17 protein-coding genes are annotated in these 17904 nt (G+C 67.9%); 8 read left to right on the top strand and 9 right to left on the bottom strand.

Translation table 11 applies throughout. The annotated features are described in order from the left end of the window. Positions 1-5: 5 nt before the first annotated feature. The gene (locus tag AB0F51_RS26205) at positions 6-1328 is read left to right on the top strand and encodes a C1 family peptidase (protein WP_360284228.1); all 1323 of its coding nucleotides are present in this window, start codon (positions 6-8) and stop codon (positions 1326-1328) included. Between the two features lie 84 nt (positions 1329-1412). On the opposite strand, the gene AB0F51_RS26200 is transcribed toward AB0F51_RS26205, so the two are convergent. From AB0F51_RS26200 to AB0F51_RS26180, 5 genes are all read right to left on the bottom strand, one after another. Continuing rightward, positions 1413-2159, bottom strand: coding sequence for an alpha/beta hydrolase (locus tag AB0F51_RS26200; protein WP_360284227.1), 747 nt, complete (start codon positions 2157-2159; stop codon positions 1413-1415). 38 nt (positions 2160-2197) lie between these two features. Further along, on the bottom strand, positions 2198-2929 hold the full coding sequence (locus tag AB0F51_RS26195; protein WP_360284226.1) for a PIG-L deacetylase family protein: 732 nt from the start codon (positions 2927-2929) through the stop codon (positions 2198-2200). A 27-nt stretch (positions 2930-2956) separates the two neighbouring features. Next, on the bottom strand, positions 2957-3586 hold the full coding sequence (locus AB0F51_RS26190) for an ATP-dependent Clp protease proteolytic subunit (RefSeq protein WP_360284225.1): 630 nt from the start codon (positions 3584-3586) through the stop codon (positions 2957-2959). Continuing rightward, entirely contained in the window at positions 3583-4191 is a 609-nt protein-coding gene (locus AB0F51_RS26185) for an ATP-dependent Clp protease proteolytic subunit (protein WP_360284224.1), read from the bottom strand. Before AB0F51_RS26185 ends, AB0F51_RS26190 begins: the two co-directional genes overlap by 4 nt. Positions 4192-4280: 89 nt before the next feature. Next, positions 4281-5252: a hypothetical protein gene (locus AB0F51_RS26180; protein WP_360284223.1), complete on the bottom strand. Its 972-nt coding sequence runs from the start codon at positions 5250-5252 to the stop codon at positions 4281-4283. 154 nt (positions 5253-5406) lie between these two features. Here AB0F51_RS26180 and pcrA point away from each other — a divergent pair, with 154 nt between their 5' ends. Beyond that, positions 5407-7734 (top strand): DNA helicase PcrA, encoded by a 2328-nt coding sequence (pcrA, locus tag AB0F51_RS26175; protein ID WP_360284222.1) that lies wholly within the window; start codon positions 5407-5409, stop codon positions 7732-7734. 74 nt (positions 7735-7808) lie between these two features. Next, positions 7809-8372, top strand: a complete 564-nt coding sequence (locus AB0F51_RS26170) for a hypothetical protein (protein WP_360284221.1) — start codon at positions 7809-7811, stop codon at positions 8370-8372. On the opposite strand, the gene AB0F51_RS26165 is transcribed toward AB0F51_RS26170, so the two are convergent. From AB0F51_RS26165 to AB0F51_RS26155, 3 genes are all read right to left on the bottom strand, one after another. Then, positions 8369-8509: a DUF6886 family protein gene (locus tag AB0F51_RS26165; protein WP_360284220.1), complete on the bottom strand. Its 141-nt coding sequence runs from the start codon at positions 8507-8509 to the stop codon at positions 8369-8371. The genes AB0F51_RS26170 and AB0F51_RS26165 overlap by 4 nt on opposite strands. Before the next feature lie 54 nt (positions 8510-8563). After that, positions 8564-9322, bottom strand: a complete 759-nt coding sequence (locus tag AB0F51_RS26160; RefSeq protein WP_360284219.1) for a M23 family metallopeptidase — start codon at positions 9320-9322, stop codon at positions 8564-8566. A 337-nt stretch (positions 9323-9659) separates the two neighbouring features. Then, a complete protein-coding gene (locus AB0F51_RS26155; RefSeq protein ID WP_360284218.1) occupies positions 9660-10505 on the bottom strand; it encodes an alpha/beta fold hydrolase in 846 nt (281 codons plus the stop codon). A 130-nt stretch (positions 10506-10635) separates the two neighbouring features. Between AB0F51_RS26155 and AB0F51_RS26150 the strand changes: the two genes are divergently transcribed. The 4 genes from AB0F51_RS26150 to AB0F51_RS26135 all read left to right on the top strand — a co-directional run bounded on the left by AB0F51_RS26150 (position 10636) and on the right by AB0F51_RS26135 (position 14665). Beyond that, positions 10636-11052 (top strand): cobalamin B12-binding domain-containing protein, encoded by a 417-nt coding sequence (locus AB0F51_RS26150; RefSeq protein ID WP_360284217.1) that lies wholly within the window; start codon positions 10636-10638, stop codon positions 11050-11052. A 292-nt stretch (positions 11053-11344) separates the two neighbouring features. Next, entirely contained in the window at positions 11345-12658 is a 1314-nt protein-coding gene (locus AB0F51_RS26145; RefSeq protein WP_360284216.1) for an ABC transporter substrate-binding protein, read from the top strand. A gap of 175 nt (positions 12659-12833) precedes the next feature. Next, positions 12834-13802 carry a sugar ABC transporter permease gene (locus AB0F51_RS26140; protein WP_360284457.1) on the top strand — a complete coding sequence of 323 codons (969 nt, stop codon included), beginning with the start codon at positions 12834-12836 and terminating at the stop codon, positions 13800-13802. A gap of 116 nt (positions 13803-13918) precedes the next feature. Then, entirely contained in the window at positions 13919-14665 is a 747-nt protein-coding gene (locus tag AB0F51_RS26135; protein WP_360284456.1) for a carbohydrate ABC transporter permease, read from the top strand. A 242-nt stretch (positions 14666-14907) separates the two neighbouring features. Here AB0F51_RS26135 and AB0F51_RS26130 read toward each other — a convergent pair whose 3' ends face one another. Continuing rightward, a complete protein-coding gene (locus AB0F51_RS26130; RefSeq protein ID WP_360284215.1) occupies positions 14908-16548 on the bottom strand; it encodes a glycoside hydrolase family 13 protein in 1641 nt (546 codons plus the stop codon). A gap of 182 nt (positions 16549-16730) precedes the next feature. Between AB0F51_RS26130 and sucC the strand changes: the two genes are divergently transcribed. Next, the gene (gene sucC / locus AB0F51_RS26125; protein WP_360284214.1) at positions 16731-17903 is read left to right on the top strand and encodes an ADP-forming succinate--CoA ligase subunit beta; all 1173 of its coding nucleotides are present in this window, start codon (positions 16731-16733) and stop codon (positions 17901-17903) included. Position 17904 lies beyond the last annotated feature (1 nt).

Genomic DNA, 17904 nt, shown 5'->3' with positions numbered 1-17904 from the left:
CTCTCATGGAGCGGAATCTCACCACCGAACAGCTCGCGCTCTTCGAGAAGGAGTTCGCGTCGAACCCGCAGTACCGGGTGATGCAGAACGCCGTCACGGAGACGCCGATCGCCAAGATCGCCCTGGATCGCCAGATCGTCACCTCGATCGACCATTCCGTGTCGAACCTGCTGGACGACTGGAAGGTGACGAACCAGAAGAAGAGCGGCCGGTGCTGGCTGTTCGCCGGGCTGAACCTGCTCCGTCCCGGTGCCGCCGCGAAGCTCGGCGTCAAGGACTTCGAGTTCTCCCAGAACTACCTGCTGTTCTGGGACAAGTTCGAGCGGGCCAACTTCTTCCTCGAGGCGATGATCGACACCGCCGACCGCGACGTCGACGACCGGACCGTGGCGCACCTGCTGTCCGACCCGATCGGTGACGGTGGCCAGTGGAACATGTTCGTCGCGCTGGTCCGCAAGCACGGCCTGGTGCCGAAGTCCGCGATGCCGGAGACCGAGAGTTCGTCGGCCACCGCGCAGATGAACGACACCCTGCGCAAGCTGCTCCGCCAGGGCGCCCGCGACCTGCGTGGGCTGTCCGGCGTCGAGGCGCAGCGGGCGCACAAGCGCGAACTGCTGACCACGATCCACCGGGTGCTGAGCATCCACCTCGGCACGCCACCGCAGAAGTTCCTGTGGCAGTGGAAGGACAGCGAGAAGGAGTTCCACCGCGACGGCTGGACCACCCCGGCCGAGTTCGCCGCGGCGTACGTGACGCTGCCGGTCGACGAGTACGTCTGCATCGTGCACGACCCGCGCGAGTCCAGCCCGACCGGCCGGACGTTCACCGTCGATTACTTGGGCAACGTCATCGACGCCCCGCCGGTGGTCTACCTGAACGTCGAGATGGACCTGATGAAGCAGCTCACCCAGGACGCCATCGTCGGCGGTGAGCCGGTCTGGTTCGGCTGCGACGTCGGCAAGCAGATGTCGGCCGACCTCGGCTACTGGGACGCGAACCTGTACGACCTGGGCGCCGTCTACGACACCGAGTTCAGCCTGGACAAGGCCGAGCGGCTGCTGCACCACGAGACGCTGATGACGCACGCGATGCTGTTCACCGGGGTCGACCTGGTCGACGGCAAGCCGCGCCGCTGGCGGGTGGAGAACAGCTGGGGCGACGAGAAGGCCGACAACGGCTTCTGGACGATGAACGACTCGTGGTTCGGCGAGCACGTCTTCGAGATCGCCGTCCGCAAGAGCGCCCTCCCGGCCGACCTGCAGGCCCGCCTCGACGAGGACCCGATCGTCCTCCCCGCCTGGGACCCGATGGGCGCCCTCGCCGACTGAGCCCCCGTACTACGAACAGCGTGCCCCTCGAGGCACGCTGTTCGCATTTGGTCAGCCGTCCTTGGCCTGTCGGCCCGGTCGGGGTCAGTCGGTTGGGGTGAGGGCTGCGCGGATCAGTGTGGTCATCTCGTCCGGGCGTTCGAGGGACGGGAGGTGGCCGGCCCAGGGGAGTTCGGTGTGGTCGACGTTCGGGAGGATCTCGGTCAGGTGCTTCGCGCAGTCGGCGAAGAACTTGAACTCGTGGGCGCCGGTGAACAGCGTGATCGGCGCGGTGAGGCCGCCGACCTCCCACTCCTCGTTCTCCACGTCGCCCGCGGCCAGCTGAACCTCGAAGGCGCGCTTCTGCATCACCCGGACCAGCTCACGGGCGTCATCATCCGCCTCCGGCCCGACCCACGCCTGCACGTTGAGATCGGTGGCGCCGTCGACGTCGCCGGCTTCCAGCAGCCGGTCCTCCTCGGCGCCGAACGCGCGGAGGTCGTCGGTCGGCATCACGTTGTCGGCCGGCGGCGACATCAGCACGAGCCGGCTGAACCGCTCCGGCTGCTTGCTGGCCGCCTGCAGCGCCACATAGGCGCCGAACGACGCGGCAACCACCTTCGTCGTCTCCACCCCGAGCTCGTCGAGCACCTCGAGCACATCCGCCGCATCGGCGTACTTCGCCCCCGCCTCCAGCGGGGTCTTGCCGTACCCACGCCGGTCGAGCGTGATCACCCGGTGGTCGGTCCGCAGGTCCTCGACCTGGCGCGCCCACATCCGCGAGTCACAGACTCCGGCATGCACCAGTACTACGGCCGGCCCGTCGCCGGTCACTTCGTAAAAGATCGTCATGCCGGGACCTTAGCTGCCGATGGCAACAGTATTTTTCCTCAGGTGTCCAGGCGGATGACGGTGAAGGGTTCGGCGTAGTGGCCGGCGGGGAAGCCCGCGTTGGTGGCGTTCTCCTGGAACCAGGTGTGGAGCATCTTCGGCAGGCCCTCGGGGTCGGGGTGCTGGCTTGTGTGCGACATCACTGCCGCGATCTTCGCGTCGTACGTGTCGGTGATGTCGACGTAGTGGTTGAGCTCGGGGTGTTCCATCATCCACAGTTCGCCGACCTGCCACGCCTCCTCCTCGATCTCCGGAAAGGCGTACGGGTTGCCCGCGGCCGGGAAGAACGCGCGGACGGTCGCCTCGGCCGCGGCCAGGTGGTCCGGATGCGACGTGCGCAGCCGCCGCCAGTTGCGCTCCGGCGACTGCCCGACCAACCGCTGCGGCCGCACCTTCCGGATCACCCGCGCGATGTCCGCGACCAGCTCCCGCGTCGGCTCGAGGTACCCGTCCTCGTACCCGAGGAAATGCAGCTCCTGTACGCCGACGAGCGCGGCCGCCGCGGTCTGTTCGGCGCGGCGTACCGCGGCCATGTCGGCCCGGTCGCGATCGGGTTCGAACCCGCCGGCCTGGCCGTCGGTCACGATGCAGTAGCTGACCTCGATCCCCGCCCTGGTCCACAGCGCGACCGTGCCCGCGCCGCCGAAGTCGACGTCGTCCGGGTGGGCGACGACGACCAGCACGCGCTCGATCTCGCTGTCAGGACGGGGATTCGCGGCAGGTACGGTCACGCAGGCGACCCTAGTGCCCCGTCGAGTTCAGGCGCTCAACGCCGGTGCCTCCCGGAACGGGCTGACCACCGTGCGGTGGTCGATCATGGCGTCGGCGATCCCGTAGTCGACCGCCGCCTGCGCGGTGAGGACATGGTCGCGATCCGTGTCGTGCCGCAGGCGCTCGATCGTCTGGCCGGTGTGGGCGGCCAGGATCGCCTCCTGCTGGCTGCGGACGCGGACCAGTTCGTCGGCCTGCAGGATCAGGTCGGGGATGGTGCCCTGACCGCGCGCGGCCGGCTGGTGCAGGACGACGCGGGAGTGCGGAAGGACCGCCCGCGCACCGGGTGCTCCGGCGGCGAGCAGGACCGCGCCCCCGGCGATCGCCTGGCCGACGCAGAGCGTGGCGATCGGCGAGCGGACGTACTGCATCGTGTCGTAGATCGCCAGCATCGCGGTCGGATCGCCACCCTCACAGTTGATGTAGAGGCTGATCTCCTGGTCGGGCGCGCTCGCCTCCAGGTGCAGCAGCTGGGCGATCATGGCGTTCGCCACACCTGCATCGATCGCAGTACCGAGGTAGATGATGCGCTCGGTCAGGAGGTGCGAGTAGACGTCCATGATCCGCTCGCCCCGAGGGTGCGGGCTGATCACGTTGGGAATCATGTAGCTGCTCATGCTGTCGCTCCTGCCTGCGCGGGTTGCCGGGGCATCACCTGGTCGAAGGTCTCGACGATGTGGTCGACGAAGCCGTAGGTGCGGGCCTCCTCGGCCGTGTACCAGCGGTCGTGCAACGAGTCGTCGAAGACCGTCGCGACCGGCTGGCCGGTGTCCTCGGCGATCAGGCCGAGCACGGTGTCCCGGATGTGCCGCAGGTCGTTCGCCTGGATCTCGATCTCCACCGCCGACCCGCCGATCCCGGCCGACCCCTGGTGCATCAGGACCCGCGCGTGCCGGAGCGCGAAGCGCTTGCCCGGCGTACCGGCCGACAGCAGGAACTGGCCGGCGCTGCAGGCCAGCCCGAGCGCCAGCGTCGAGACGTCACACGGCACCAGCCGCATGACGTCCCGGATCGCCAGCATCGAGGGCACCGAGCCGCCGATCGAGTGGATCCACAGCGCGATGTCGGTGGTCGGGTCCTCGGCCGCCAGGGTGAGGAGCTGGGTGGTGAGCAAGGTGCCGTTGTCGTCGGTCAGTTGCCCGTCCAGCACCAGGATCCGCTGCCGGAACAAGGCCTGCCGGGTCTGCTCGTTGAACATGGGAGGTTTCATCTCGTCCGCCATGAACCCACCATGACCACCCGGACCCCGCCCACCCCAGCTTTTCTGCCGACAGCAGGTCTGCTCTCAGCCGACTAGCTGCCGCCCGAGGCTCAGAGCAGCTTGTAGTACAGGTTGGCGTAGCGGTTGGCGCCGCCACCGCTGGGACGGGACGCGAAGCCGTAGAACAGTCCCATCCTGCCGGAGTCCATCCGATGCACGGCGATGCCCTCGGGCTCGCGGTACACCAGGGACGACCCGGCCCGGGTCACCGCCGGCGACCCGACGAACTTGCCGGTGTTCAGGTCCAGGCACCGGATGGTCGAGTTGATGTTGTCGGGGTTGGTCTGGCCGGTGCCGTAGTACAGGTAGGCGTACTTGCCGTAGAAGGTGTAGCCCTGGAAAGTCTCGGCGACGCTCGGCTGCCGCACGTGGACCAGGCGATCCGACGCCCGGCCGTACCGCGCGGTCGCGAGCGGCCAGACGCTGAGGTAGAAGCTGCCGTTCTCCTTGCGCCGCACCATCAGCCGTTTGTTGACCGGGTCGACGGCGGCCGTGATCGTGTTGCTGCCCCGGAAGAACTTCGCGGTGCTCGCGATCGACTTCCGCACCAGGCCGTGCTTGAACTGCACCCTGGCCAGCGCGGTGCCGCGGCCGTCGTTGGTGTTCTCGTCGGCATCGCACTCCACCCAGATGTAGGTGGTCGAACCGACCGCTTCGGCGGCGATGGACACGCCGTGCCCGGCACCCCGGATCGCCATCCAGCCGAGCACCGAACCACTGGCCGAGACCCGGTTGATCACCAGGTCGGCGCCAGTCCCGCCGTTCTCGCCCTGCACGATGAACAGCCGCCGGTTCACGTCGTCGAAGGTGAAGCCCTGCATGCTGTGGTGCGACTCGTTCAGCAGCTTGGGCCCGAACAGATGTTTCGGCGTCGCGCCGAGATCGAACCGCGGCGACGCAGGCAAGGCCGCACTCGCCGTCCCAGCAGCCAGTACTCCGCTCCCGAGGGCTCCCACCCCCACCGCGGCCCCGGCCCGGAACACACCGCGGCGACTCAACCGAACCTGATTCGACCAATCCATGGCAACACTCCTCTATCGGGCGGACACTCCAGGTGACTCCCACCTCAGACCCCCGGTCGAGGGAAACGGTTCCCCCGCGCCGGCACTTGGGCGGATCGGGGCCGGACTTGCCGCATACGGTGTTTGTCGGTGCGGGTGTCTAAGGTGGTGAGCGATGACCACGCTCTTTTCTCCAGACGAACTGCCGGTGCCGCTCGAGGAGCCCAAGAGGCATCGGGCCGACCCGGAGGCACTGCTCGAGGGGCTGAACCCTCAGCAGCGGGCTGCTGTCGTGCACGCCGGCAAGCCGCTGCTGGTGGTGGCCGGTGCCGGGTCGGGCAAGACCCGGGTGCTGACCCGCCGGATCGCCTACCTGCTGGCCGCCCGGGACGCGCATCCCGGGTCGATCCTGGCGATCACCTTCACCAACAAGGCGGCCGCCGAGATGCGCGAGCGGGTGGTCGAGCTGGTCGGCCCGCGGGCGAAGCTGATGTGGGTCTCGACCTTCCACTCCTCCTGCGTGCGGATCCTGCGCCGCGACATCAAGCGGTTCGGGATCAGCTCGACGTTCTCGATCTACGACGACACCGACTCGCGCCGGCTGATGACGCTGGTCTGCCGCGAGCTCGACCTGGACGTCAAGCGGTACAACCCGCGCGCGGTGCTGAACTGGATCAGCACCCAGAAGAACGAGCTGATCGACCACGAGACAGCCGCGTCGAAGACCTCCAACCACCTGGAGGAGACGTACGCCGAGTGCTACCGGATCTACCAGGAGCGGCTGGCCCAGGCCAACGCGCTGGACTTCGACGACCTGCTGATGACCACGGTCAACCTGTTGCAGGCGTTCCCGGAGGTCCGCGAGTACTACCGGCGCCGGTTCCGGCACGTACTGGTCGACGAGTACCAGGACACCAACCACGCGCAGTACACGTTGATCCGTGAGCTCTGCGCGGAGCTCGAGCCGGGGCCCAACGACGGCCCGGTCAGCCCGCCCGGCGAGCTGATGGTGGTCGGCGACTCCGACCAGTCGATCTACGCCTTCCGGGGCGCGACGATCCGCAACATCCTCGCCTTCGAGGAGGACTTCGCCGGCGCCGAGACGATCCTGCTGGAGCAGAACTACCGCTCCACCCAGACGATCCTGACCGCGGCCAACGCGGTGATCAGCCGCAACGAAGGCCGGATGGCGAAGAACCTGTGGTCCGACCAGGGCGCGGGAGAGCAGATCGCGGTCTACGTCGCGGACAACGAGCACGACGAGGCGCAGTTCGTCGCGGACGAGATCGACCGGCTGACCGACGCCGACGGGGTCAAGCCGTCCGACGTCGCGGTGTTCTACCGGACCAACGCGCAGTCGCGGGTGTTCGAGGAGGTCTTCATCCGCACCGGCCATCCGTACAAGGTGGTCGGCGGCGTCCGGTTCTACGAGCGCAAGGAGGTCCGCGACGCGCTCGCGTACCTGCGGGTGCTGACCAACCCGGAGGACACCGTCTCGCTGCGGCGGATCCTCAACGTGCCCAAGCGCGGGATCGGCGAGCGGGCCGAGGCCGCCATCGAGGCGCTCGCGTTGCGCGACCGGATCACCTTCTCCGCGGCGCTCCGGCGCGCTCACGACGCCCCGGCGATGGCCAGCCGCAGCGTCAACGCGGTCCAGGGCTTCGTCGACATCCTCGACGAGCTGACCGCGATGGTCGACTCCGGCGCCCCGCCGGACGACATCCTGGACGTCGCCCTGCACCGCTCCGGGTACTACGAGGAGCTGCAGAAGTCGCCCGACCCGCAGGACGAGACCCGCCTGGAGAACCTGGACGAGTTCATCTCGGTGGCCCGCGAGTTCGTCGAGGAGCGCACCGCGGCTGCCGAGCCGTCCGACCTGCAGGCCTTCCTCGAGCGAGTGGCCCTGGTGGCTGACGCCGACCAGATCCCGGACGCCGCCGACGACGGTGGGGTGGTCACGCTGATGACCCTGCACACCGCCAAGGGCCTGGAGTTCCCGGTGGTGTTCCTGACCGGCATGGAGGACGGCGTCTTCCCGCACTCCCGGTCGCTGACCGACCTCAAGGAGCTGGAGGAAGAGCGCCGGCTGGCCTACGTCGGCATCACTCGCGCCCGGCAACGGCTGGCGATCTCGCGTGCCGCAGTACGCAGCGCGTACGGCGCCCCGCAGCACAACCCGCCGTCCAGGTTCCTCGAGGAGATCCCGGCCGAGCTGCTGGACTGGCGCCGCGACGAGTCCGCGATCACCCGCTGGTCGGGGACCGGTACGTCGTCCCGCGGGGCGAGCGGAGTCCAGTCGCGGTGGGAGCCGGCCCGGCGTACGGCGTCCGACAAGCCCGTCATCAGCCTCAACCCGGGCGACCGGGTGGTGCACGACAGCTTCGGGATGGGCACCGTCGTGGTGGTCCGCGGCGAGGGCCAGCAGGCCCAGGCGGACATCGACTTCGGCTCCGAGGGCGTCAAGCGCCTGCTCCTGCGCTACGCACCGGTGGAGAAGATTTAGCCCCACGACGTGCTGATCGGCCGTCTGCCTGCCACAATCGGTGTTTCGGCCCTCCTCGGACGAAGGTCCAGCCCATGCCCAAGCCAGCAGACAGCAGTCACCGCCGGATCATCCTGGCGGGAGCCAACCCTGGGCTGCGGTTGTTCGACAAGGACGGCAAGGTCACCGCGTTCGCGTCGATCTGGATGGTCGACTGGTCGATCTGCGGCGCCGGGACGGCGGTCGTGCTCTGGTTCGACGGGATCGTCCGGGTGGTCTCGGAAGACGTCGATCTCGCGTCCTGGCTGGAGCGGTACTTCGTCCGCTCGTTCCTGGAGGTCCAGGGACTGCCCTGGCATGAGCCTGCCGTCGAGCGCGATCTGGTCCAGGTCTCGATGAACCTCGCCGACGGGCTGAGCGCCAAGGCCGCCGACATCCAGATCGAGATGGGCGGCGTACTCGACCGGCGGCTGTTCGCCACCGACAACTTCCAGCTCGCCGAGGGTACCCACAGCCTCAGCCTGGTGATCGCCCCGGTCCGCTCGGCCACCGTCTCGATCGGCGGCGCCTCCGTCCCCGGCTTCGTCCAGGTCGACGGCTCGGCCGACCGCCCCGGCTCCTCGGCCTTCCTCACCACCGCCGAGGTCTGGCGCCGCTAACTAGCCGACCGCGTTACGCAGCCGTCGCCGATGATGTGGGCGCGGTCGTCGTCGGAGGTTTTGGGGCTCAACCAGGCCATCGCCCGAGGGCGTTGGCGGGGGAACCAGTAGTCGGGCGCACGAGGGCCCGGGCGCATGGCCGCAGACTAGTACTGCGGTACTTCGGTGGGCCAAGCCTTGTCGGAGTGGATTCAGGGGTTGAGGCCGCAGTGGTTGCGGAGCCACGGGATCGGGTTGATCGGCTCGCCGCCGCCGGGGCGGACCTCGAAGTGCAGGTGGGGGCCGGTGGTGTTGCCGGTCATGCCGACCGCGCCGACCTGGTCGCCGGCGTACACGGTCTCGCCGACCGAGACGCTGAACTTCGACATGTGGTTGTACCAGGTCTCGGTGCCGTTCTCGTGCCGGATCCGGACCTGCCGGCCGTAGGGGCCGGCGAACTCGGCGCTGACCACTTCGCCCTTCATCACGCTGCGGATCGGGGTGCCGATCGGGGCGGCGAAGTCGGTGCCGGTGTGGTTGCGGGCCCAGCGGCCGCCGCCCTGACCGAAGGTGGCGGTGATCCGGTAGTTCGAGATCACCATCTCGCAGCGGGTGGCCGACTCCCGGGCGTTCTTCTGGGCCTGGTCGATCTGGGCCTTGGCCTTGGCCAGCGCGGCGGCCCGCTTGGCGGTCAGTGCGAGGGTGGCCTCGAGCTTGGCGGCCCGGGCCTTGCCGGTCCGGTCGGCCGAGGCCTGCTTCTTGGTCTTCTCGACGCTGGTGAGCGCGACCCGGGAGGAGTCCCGGGTGGCCAGGTTGCGGCGCTCGATCCGCAGCGTCGTCAGTTCGGACAGTTGGCCGTCGCCCATGCTGAGGGCAGCGAGGTTGACCGCGGAGTTCGCCTGGGTCGGAGAGGCCAGGGAGCTGTGGCTGAAGCCCACTGCTCCTGCTGCTGCCGCGAGGGCTGCTGTCAATCCGACTACCTGGGTACTGCTCGGGGTATTACGCCTGGCAACACGATGCTTGGCACTGTGACGTCCTGCGCCGGTCTTGCGCGCAGCGTTGCCTGGCGTGACGCGGCTGGCCGCGGCACGGTGCTGGGACACAACGTGGCCTTTCGGTCACAGGGGAGGGGCACTGTCCACTCGCCGGGTTTATTCCCCCGGCGGGCTCATGCACCATAACGGAACCGCAACGAGCCCACAAACCCCGCCACCCCTTTTTTGGCCCCGGCTTCACGAAACCTTTGCATGCGCGGCTGCACGTGCATCGGCCCGAGCGCTCAGATGGCTTCCATGTCAGGAAGAACTTTCACGCAACTGTGTCCTGCTCATCGAGGTGCGACAGCATGCCGGTGATCTGGTGGACGACGTCTCCATGGAACGGCAGCGACAGGTGTCCCACCCCGTCGATCCGGATGTTGTGGGTGATCAGGTCGGGGTGCCGGATCCGGGCCCGGCGCTGCGGCACGATCAGCTGGTCGACGTCGCTGTAGAACGCGACGAACCGGGTCGGGCAGTCCGGAGCCGGCTCGGCCAGCTCCTCCATCAGGTCACTGTCCGGCCGGAGCTGCTTCACCAGCGGCCACGGCAGGAGCCGCGCGGCGACCGTGCCCTGGTGCGGGGTCCCGAGCGTCACGCAGGTGTGCACGCGTTCGGCTCCGCCGAGCCGCTGGACGTAGTACCGGGCGATCAGGCCGCCCAGGCTGTGGCCGACGATGTGGATCTGCTCCGAGCCCGACTCCTCGCAGAGCCGCTCGACCTCGGCGGCCATCCGCTCGGCCGTACTCCGGACGTCGAGCGTCAAGGGTGAGTACGAGAAGGTCTGGATCCGGGTGAAGCCCCGGCGCAGCAGCTGGCGGCGCATCAGGGCGAAGATCGTGTGGTTGTCGATGATCCCGTGCGCGAGCAGGATCGGCGTACCGGCCGCCTGGACGTTGCTGACCACGAGACTGCGCTGGGCCGGGGTCAGGCCGCTCAGGTTGAGCCGCTCGGCGCGGGCCGCGGAGCCGCCGACCAGGCCCAGCGGGTACATCGCCAGGTGGGTGGTGATCCAGCCGAGCTCGACGGCGGCACCTTGCAGTACCCGCGGCGACAGTGCCGAGCGGGCGCCGTACTTGAGTCCCTCGAGAGCTCCCCAGATGCCGTCGGCGCTCATCGCGTCTCCTCACACTCTCGACCGGACCGCACGCGGCAGTGGTCTGATCTCTTCTCACGGTAACCGGTTCCCACTTGGCGTGGCCGGGAACACACACCGCCGTGTCTGATCCGTGAGGTAGCTTCTGCTTATGTCTGCCACGAGCCCACTTCGAGTAGTAGTCGCCAAGCCTGGACTGGACGGCCACGACCGTGGCGCGAAGGTGGTCGCCCGGGCCCTGCGGGACGCCGGGATGGAGGTCATCTACACCGGCCTGCACCAGACTCCGGAGCAGATCGTCGAGACGGCGATCGCCGAGGACGCGGACGCGATCGGCCTGTCGGTGCTGTCCGGCGCGCACATGACGCTGTTCAAGAAGGTCCGCGAGCTGCTCACCGAGCGGGACGCCGACGACATCGTGGTGTTCGGCGGCGGGATCATCCCCGAGGCCGACCTGGAGCCGCTGGCCGAGCTCGGCGTGCACAAGATCTTCACCCCCGGCGCGACCACCACCGAGATCGTCGAGTGGGTCCGCGGGCACGTCGGCGACGCCTCCGCCACGGCCTGATCCACCCGGTTTGTTGCCTCCCGCAACCCCGGACTGCCGCGCGATTGCCGGTTACTGGCCGGTAATACCGAATCGTTAAGAAACACCTGGTTGTGCCCGCTGGCTAATCGCGGTCGCATACAGCCATGCGTTTGTCTGTGCACGACGCTGAGATCGGCCAAATGTGTGGCTCAGGACACATCGGCCCGAATCTCGGTTACTGTCCGGATAGGGCGGCTCGCAGCAAGGTGGGGGTCTGCGGACCAGCCGACGCAGGACCAAGACATCCCATCGGGAGAGGGCAGGTAACACGATGAGGTTTGAACGATCACACACGCGCAAGACGGCCTTCGTGGCCGTGGCCGGCAGCCTGGCGCTGCTCGCCTCCGCGTGTGGCGGGGACGACGGCAGCGGCGGCGACGCCAAGGGGGGCGACGCCGGGGCGCTCGAGGGTCGCGGCCCGATTACGTTTGCCACCGGCAAGGACACCTCCGGCAACCTGGCGAACCAGGTCGCAGCCTGGAACTCGCAGCACCCGGAGGAGAAGGTCGAGGTTCGGGAGCTTCCCGAGTCTGCGGATCAGCAGCGCGAGTCGATGATCCAGAACGCGCAGAACAAGTCCGACGCCTTCAGCGTTCTCAACCTGGATGTGGTCTGGACCGCGGAGTTCGCGGCGAACCGCTGGGTCGCCGAGTTGCCGCAGGACAAGTTCCCGGACCTGTCGAAGATGATTCCGGCGACCATCGAGACCGCCAAGTACCGCGACAAGCTGTACGGCGTACCGATCACGTCCGACGGCGGACTTCTCTACTACCGCAGTGATCTCCTGCAGAAGGCCGGCGTCCAGGCGCCGAAGACCTGGACCGAGATGACGGCCGCGTGCCAGAAGGTCCAGGCGCTGCCGGAGGCCAAGGGCATGGGCTGCTACGCCGGTCAGTTCGAGAAGTACGAAGGCCTCACGGTGAACTTCTCCGAGGCCATCGACTCCGCCGGCGGCAAGGTGATCGACGAGTCCGGCAAGCCGGCCGTCGACTCGCCGGAGGCGGTGAAGGGACTCGAGTTCCTGGTGAACGGCTTCAAGCAGGGCGTGATCCCCGCGGCCGCCATCACCTACAAGGAAGAGGAGGGTCGCCGTGCCTTCCAGGAGAGCAAGCTGATCTTCCACCGGAACTGGCCCTACGTGTACGCCAAGGCCGCCGAGCCGGGCTCGAAGATCATCGGCAAGTACGCCGTCGCGCCGCTGCCGGGCATGAGCGGTCCAGGCGTCTCGACGCTGGGCGGTCACAACTACGCGATCAGCAACTTCGCCAAGAACAAGGCGACCGCGGTCGACTTCATCAACTTCATGGCCAGCGAGGAACGCCAGCGGGCGAATGTCGAGAAGACCTCGCAGGCACCGAGCAACGCGGCGTTGTACGACGACCCCGCGCTGCAGAAGAAGTTCCCCTACCTGGCCCCGTTGAAGGCCTCGATCGAGGGTGCCCGCTCCCGGCCGCAGGTGGTCAAGTACGGCGATGTCACCACCGCGATCCAGGAAGCGGCGTACGCCGCCCTGACCGGGAAGAAGCCACCGCAGCAGGCCATCACCGACCTGCAGACCAAGCTGAGTTCGCTCATCACTCAGTGACCAGCTCGGGTACGGGGCCGGCGAGCAGCTTTCGCCGGCCCCGGCCTGTCGTTGCCGGGGTCGCCCCGGCAGGCAGAAGGAGGCAGAGGTGACTGCAACTACGCCGGTCCTGGACGGGCCGGTCAAAGAACCCGAGTCAGGCAAGAAAACCCGCTTCAACGAGGGTACTGGCAGGCTGGCGGCGGTGCTGCTGTCGCCGACCCTGATCGTGCTGGCACTGGTGGTCGTCTACCCGATCATCAGCGCGCTGCGTGAGTCGCTCTTCACCGAAGGCGGCGTGGACCCGGAGACCGGGTTCGTCGAGGAGGGCAACAAGTTCGTCGGCCTGGAGAACTACACCGCCATCTTCTCCGGCGAGACCGCCGACCGGTTCTGGAACGCCTTCTACAACACGACGTTCTTCACCATCACGTGTGTGATCATCGAGACCGTTCTCGGCGTCGTGATGGCCCTCATCATGCACAAGGCGTTCTTCGGCCGGGCCGTGGTCCGGGCCAGCATCCTGGTTCCCTGGGCGATCCCGACCGTGGTGTCGGCGCTGCTGTGGCGCTGGATCTTCTCGTCCGACGGTGTCGCCAACGCCGTGCTGGGCACCCAGATCCTCTGGTCCACCGAAGGCTGGCAGGCAGTGTTGTCGGTGATCATCGCCGATACCTGGAAGACCGCTCCGTTCATCGGACTGCTGGTACTGGCGGGCCTGCAGACGATTCCGGCCGACGTCTACGAGGCGGCCAAGGTCGACGGCGCCAGTCCTTGGCAGCAGTTCATCAGGATCACGCTGCCGTTGGTGAAGCCGGCCTTGCTGGTCGCCATCTTGTTCCGGCTGCTCGACACGCTGCGGATGTTCGACCTGCCGTTCGTTCTCGTCGGGCCGACCAAGGGCTCGGTGCAGACGTTGTCGATCCTGGCCTATCTCGAAGCACGCGAGACGAGGTACGGCGCAGCCGCGGCGTACGCCACGATTCTGTTCATCTACGTCGCGGTGGTGGCTTTCATGTTCGTGAAGCTGCTCGGGGCGGACGTGATCGGTGACGCCCGGGCGAAGGTCCCGAGCGCCCGGAAGAAGAGAAGGACCGAAGCCGCTGCCGCCCGGGTCGCGGCGTCGCCCGCCGGCGGCACGAGCGGACCGGGGAGTGGAGTCTGATGGCAACCGCAAATCCTGCCAAGATCAAGGCCGCGGAGGCCAGCCCGCTGCGCAGGTACGCACCACTGATCGGCGTCGCGCTGATCGTGCTCTACTGCCTCGCACCGTTCTACTGGATGGTGGTCTCGGCGCTGCGCCGGCCGGCCGACCAGTTCGAGAACAACATCATCCCGAGCACCTGGTCGATCCAGAACATCAAGGACGCGTTCTCGCCGGTGAACGGGTTCGGTCGCAGCCTGCTGAACAGCCTGATCGTGGCCGGTTCGGTGACGATCCTGACCCTGGTCATCGGCCTGATCGCCGCCTACACCCTGGCCAGGCTGGAGTTCCGGGGCAAGAACATCGTGCTGGGCATCATCATCACCACGTCGATGTTCCCCGGCATCTCGCTGGTGATCCCGCTGCTCAAGCTGTTCATCGACATCAAGTGGATCAACACCTACCAGGCGATGATCGTGCCCAGCCTGTCGTTCGCGCTGCCACTGGCGATCTGGACCCTGACCGCGTTCTTCCGGCAGATGCCGCGAGAACTCGAGCAGGCCGCCATGGTGGACGGGTGCACACCGGCCCAGGCCTTCCGGAAGGTCATCCTTCCGCTGGCCGCGCCCGGCGTGTTCACCACGGCGATCATCACCTTCATCGCGGCCTGGAACGAGTTCCTGATCGCGCTGGCGATGATCAACAAGAAGGAGATCCAGACCGCGAACGTGGTCATCTCACAGTTCACCGGCACCACCGGACGGGACCAACCGTTCGGCAGCATCATGGCCGCCGGCGTGATCGTCACCATCCCGCTGGTGATCGCAGTACTGATCTTCCAGCGGCGGATCGTCGCCGGTCTGACCGCGGGCGGCGTGAAGTAAGGGCCCGAAACCGGCGTATGGTCGAAGACCTAGCCGCTGGAGGTGTGAAGTGAGCTATGGAGATAATCGGAACAGGCGCGATCAGGAAGACCGTGACCGCCGCGAGGAGCAGGACCGACGGATCCGTGAGGAGCAGGATCGTCGGGACCGTGAGGAGCAGGACCGGCGGGATCGCGACAAGCGCTGACGGTAACTGAGACCGAGGGGCCGGACCCGCAAGGGCCCGGCCCCTCGGCGTTGCCTCAGACCTGCAGCCAGACGGTGGTGTCCACTGGGAGCTTGTTATCGGGGAGTGGCTCGCTGGAGAGCAGTACTGCGGTGTACTCCGGTAGGTCGATGGGCTCGTCGCCCAGGTTGACCACGCAGCGGAAGCCCGGGTCCCGGCTGAAGGAGAGGACCCCCTCCGGAGCATCCTGGTCCCAAACGAGGCGGCCTTCGCCGAGGGCCTCGTGCTCGCGGCGGATGCGCAGGGCCGCCTTGTAGAGCGCCAGGTGGCTCTTGGGCTCAGTGGCCTGCGCCTCTGCCGTCAGTGGCGCCCAGTCGGCCGGCTGCGGCAACCATGGCTGGCTGTCACCACTGTTGAACCCGTACGGCGGCTCGAAGCCACTCCACGGAATCGGTACCCGGCAACCGTCGCGCCCGCGCACCGTGTGGCCCGACCGCTCCCACGTCGGGTCGTCCAGGACCTCGTCCGGCAGGTCCTCAACCTCCGGCAGCCCCAGCTCGTCACCCTGGTAGATGTACGCGCCACCAGGCAACGCCAGCTCCAGCAGAGCAGCCGCCCTGGCCCGGCGAAGCCCCAACGCCAGATCAACCGGTACTACGCCCGCACCCTGCAGCGCGTCCCGCTGATCCCGGCCGTACCGAGTGCGGTGCCTGATGGTGTCGTGGTTGCTCAGCACCCAGGTCGCGGGCGCACCGACGGCCCACAGGCTCTCGGTGGTGTAGTCGATGACCTGCCGCAACTCCTTCGCGCTCCACGGCGCCCGCAGTACGTCGAAGTTGAACGCGGAGTGCAGCTCGTTCGGCCGGACGTACTGCGCCAGCCGCTCGGCCGGGGAGAGCCAGGCCTCGGCCACGAAGACTCGCGGGCCCTGCGGGGTGTCGGCGTACTCGTCGGCGACCGCCCGCCAGCGCTGGTGGATGTCGTGCACACCGGGCTGGTCGTAGAACGGGTTGCCGACGTACTTGTCCCTGGTCGGCTCACCCTCGTGCAGCGGTACGTCGGGGAGCGACGCGTCCTTCGCCATCGAGTCGGCCACGTCGATCCGGAAGCCGTCGATGCCCCGGTCGAACCAGAACCGCAGGATCGAGTCGAACTCCTCGATCACCTTCGGGTGGTCCCAGTTCCAGTCGGGCTGGGAGATGTCGAACATGTGCAGGTACCACTGGCCGTCCTCGATCTGCTGCCAGGCGCCACCACCGAAGGCGGCCGGCCAGTTCGTCGGCGGCAGCCCACCGTCCTTGCCGTCGCGGAACCAGAACAGGTCCCGCTCGGGAGAGCCCTTGCCGGCCTCGAGTGCCGCCTTGAACCACGGGTGCTCCCAGGAGCAGTGGTTCGGCACCAGGTCGATCAGGATCCGCAGGCCGAGCGCGTGCGCCTCGGCGATCAGCGCGTCGGCGTCGGCCAGGGTGCCGAACTCCGGATTGATGTCGCGATAGTCGGACACGTCGTACCCGCCGTCGAGCAGCGGTGACGGGTACCACGGGCTGATCCAGAGGGCGTCGATGCCGAGCTCGGCCAGGTAGGGCAGCCGGGCCCGGATACCGTTCACGTCGCCGGTACCGTCACCGTCCGCGTCCGCGAACGACCGCGGATAGACCTGGTACACGACGGCGCTACGCCACCACTCGTCAGCTGGTCTGGTTGATCCTTCAGTCATGCGTTCCAGCCTTTCACGGGGGAGCCAAGATCCTGTGACGGTCGTCTCAGCGCGTACCCCGACTGTCGCAGCAGGTACGGAGGTGGCTAGTCTCAGCCCGACGGAACGCGCCGGCGACCGTGCCTCTCCGCACCGCAGCCTGCCGCGGCCTAACTCGAACAGGCGAGAGAGGGACCACAGTCGTGGATCTGATGGAGTACCAGGCGAAGACTGTCTTCGCCAAGCACGGTGTACGGACGACGGTGGGTGAAGTCGTCCACACGCCCGAGGAAGCTCGCGCGGCCGCCGAGAAGATCGGTGGCACCGTGGTCGTCAAGGCCCAGGTGCTGACCGGCGGTCGCGGCAAGGCCGGCGGCGTCAAGCTGGCCACCAGCCCCGACGAGGCCGAGGAACGGGCTCGCGAGATCCTGGGCCTGGACATCAAGGGCCACATCGTCAAGACCCTCAACATCGTCCCGGCCGCGGCGATCGCGGAGGAGTACTACTTCTCCTTCCTGATCGACCGGGCCAACCGCAACTACCTCTGCATCGCCTCCGCCGCCGGCGGGATGGAGATCGAGGAGGTCGCGCACACGAACCCGGACGCGGTCGCCAAGATCTCGATCGACCCGGCCACCGGTGTCGACGAGGCCAAGGCCCGCGAGATCGCCACCCAGGCCGGCTACCCGGCCGACGTGATCGACGCCGTCGCCCCGGAGATCGTCAAGCTCTACCAGGTCTTCCTGTCCGAGGACGCGACCCTGGTCGAGGTGAACCCGCTGGTCAAGCTCAAGGACGGCAACGTCGAGGCGCTGGACGGCAAGGTCAGCCTGGACGAGAACGCCGACTTCCGGCACCCGGAGCACGCGGCGTTCGCCGACACCTCCGCCGAGGACCCGCTGGAGGCCGCGGCCAAGGCCAAGGGCCTGAACTACGTGAAGCTCGACGGTTCCGTCGGCATCATCGGCAACGGTGCGGGCCTGGTCATGTCCACGCTCGACGTGGTCGCGTACGCCGGTGAGGAGTTCGGTGGGGTCAAGCCCGCCAACTTCCTCGACATCGGTGGTGGCGCCTCGGCCGAGGTGATGGCCAACGGGCTGGAGATCATCATCTCCGACGCGCAGGTGGAGAGCGTCTTCGTCAACGTGTTCGGCGGGATCACCGCCTGTGACGCGGTCGCGAACGGCATCGTGCAGGCGTTCGAGCTGCTGGCGAGCCGGAACGAGCACGTCGACAAGCCGCTGGTCGTCCGGCTGGACGGCAACAACGCCGAGGAGGGCCGCCGGATCCTCGACGAGGCGAACCTGCCCGGACTCGAGCGGGTCGACACGATGGACGGCGCCGCCAAGCGGGCCGCCGAGCTGGCTGCGAAGTAAG

This window comes from Kribbella sp. NPDC023855, assembly GCF_040639475.1.
In the GTDB taxonomy this organism is placed as follows: domain Bacteria; phylum Actinomycetota; class Actinomycetes; order Propionibacteriales; family Kribbellaceae; genus Kribbella.
The sequence above is the reverse complement of the archived record's forward strand: the minus strand, read 5'-3'. Positions and strand labels throughout refer to the sequence as shown.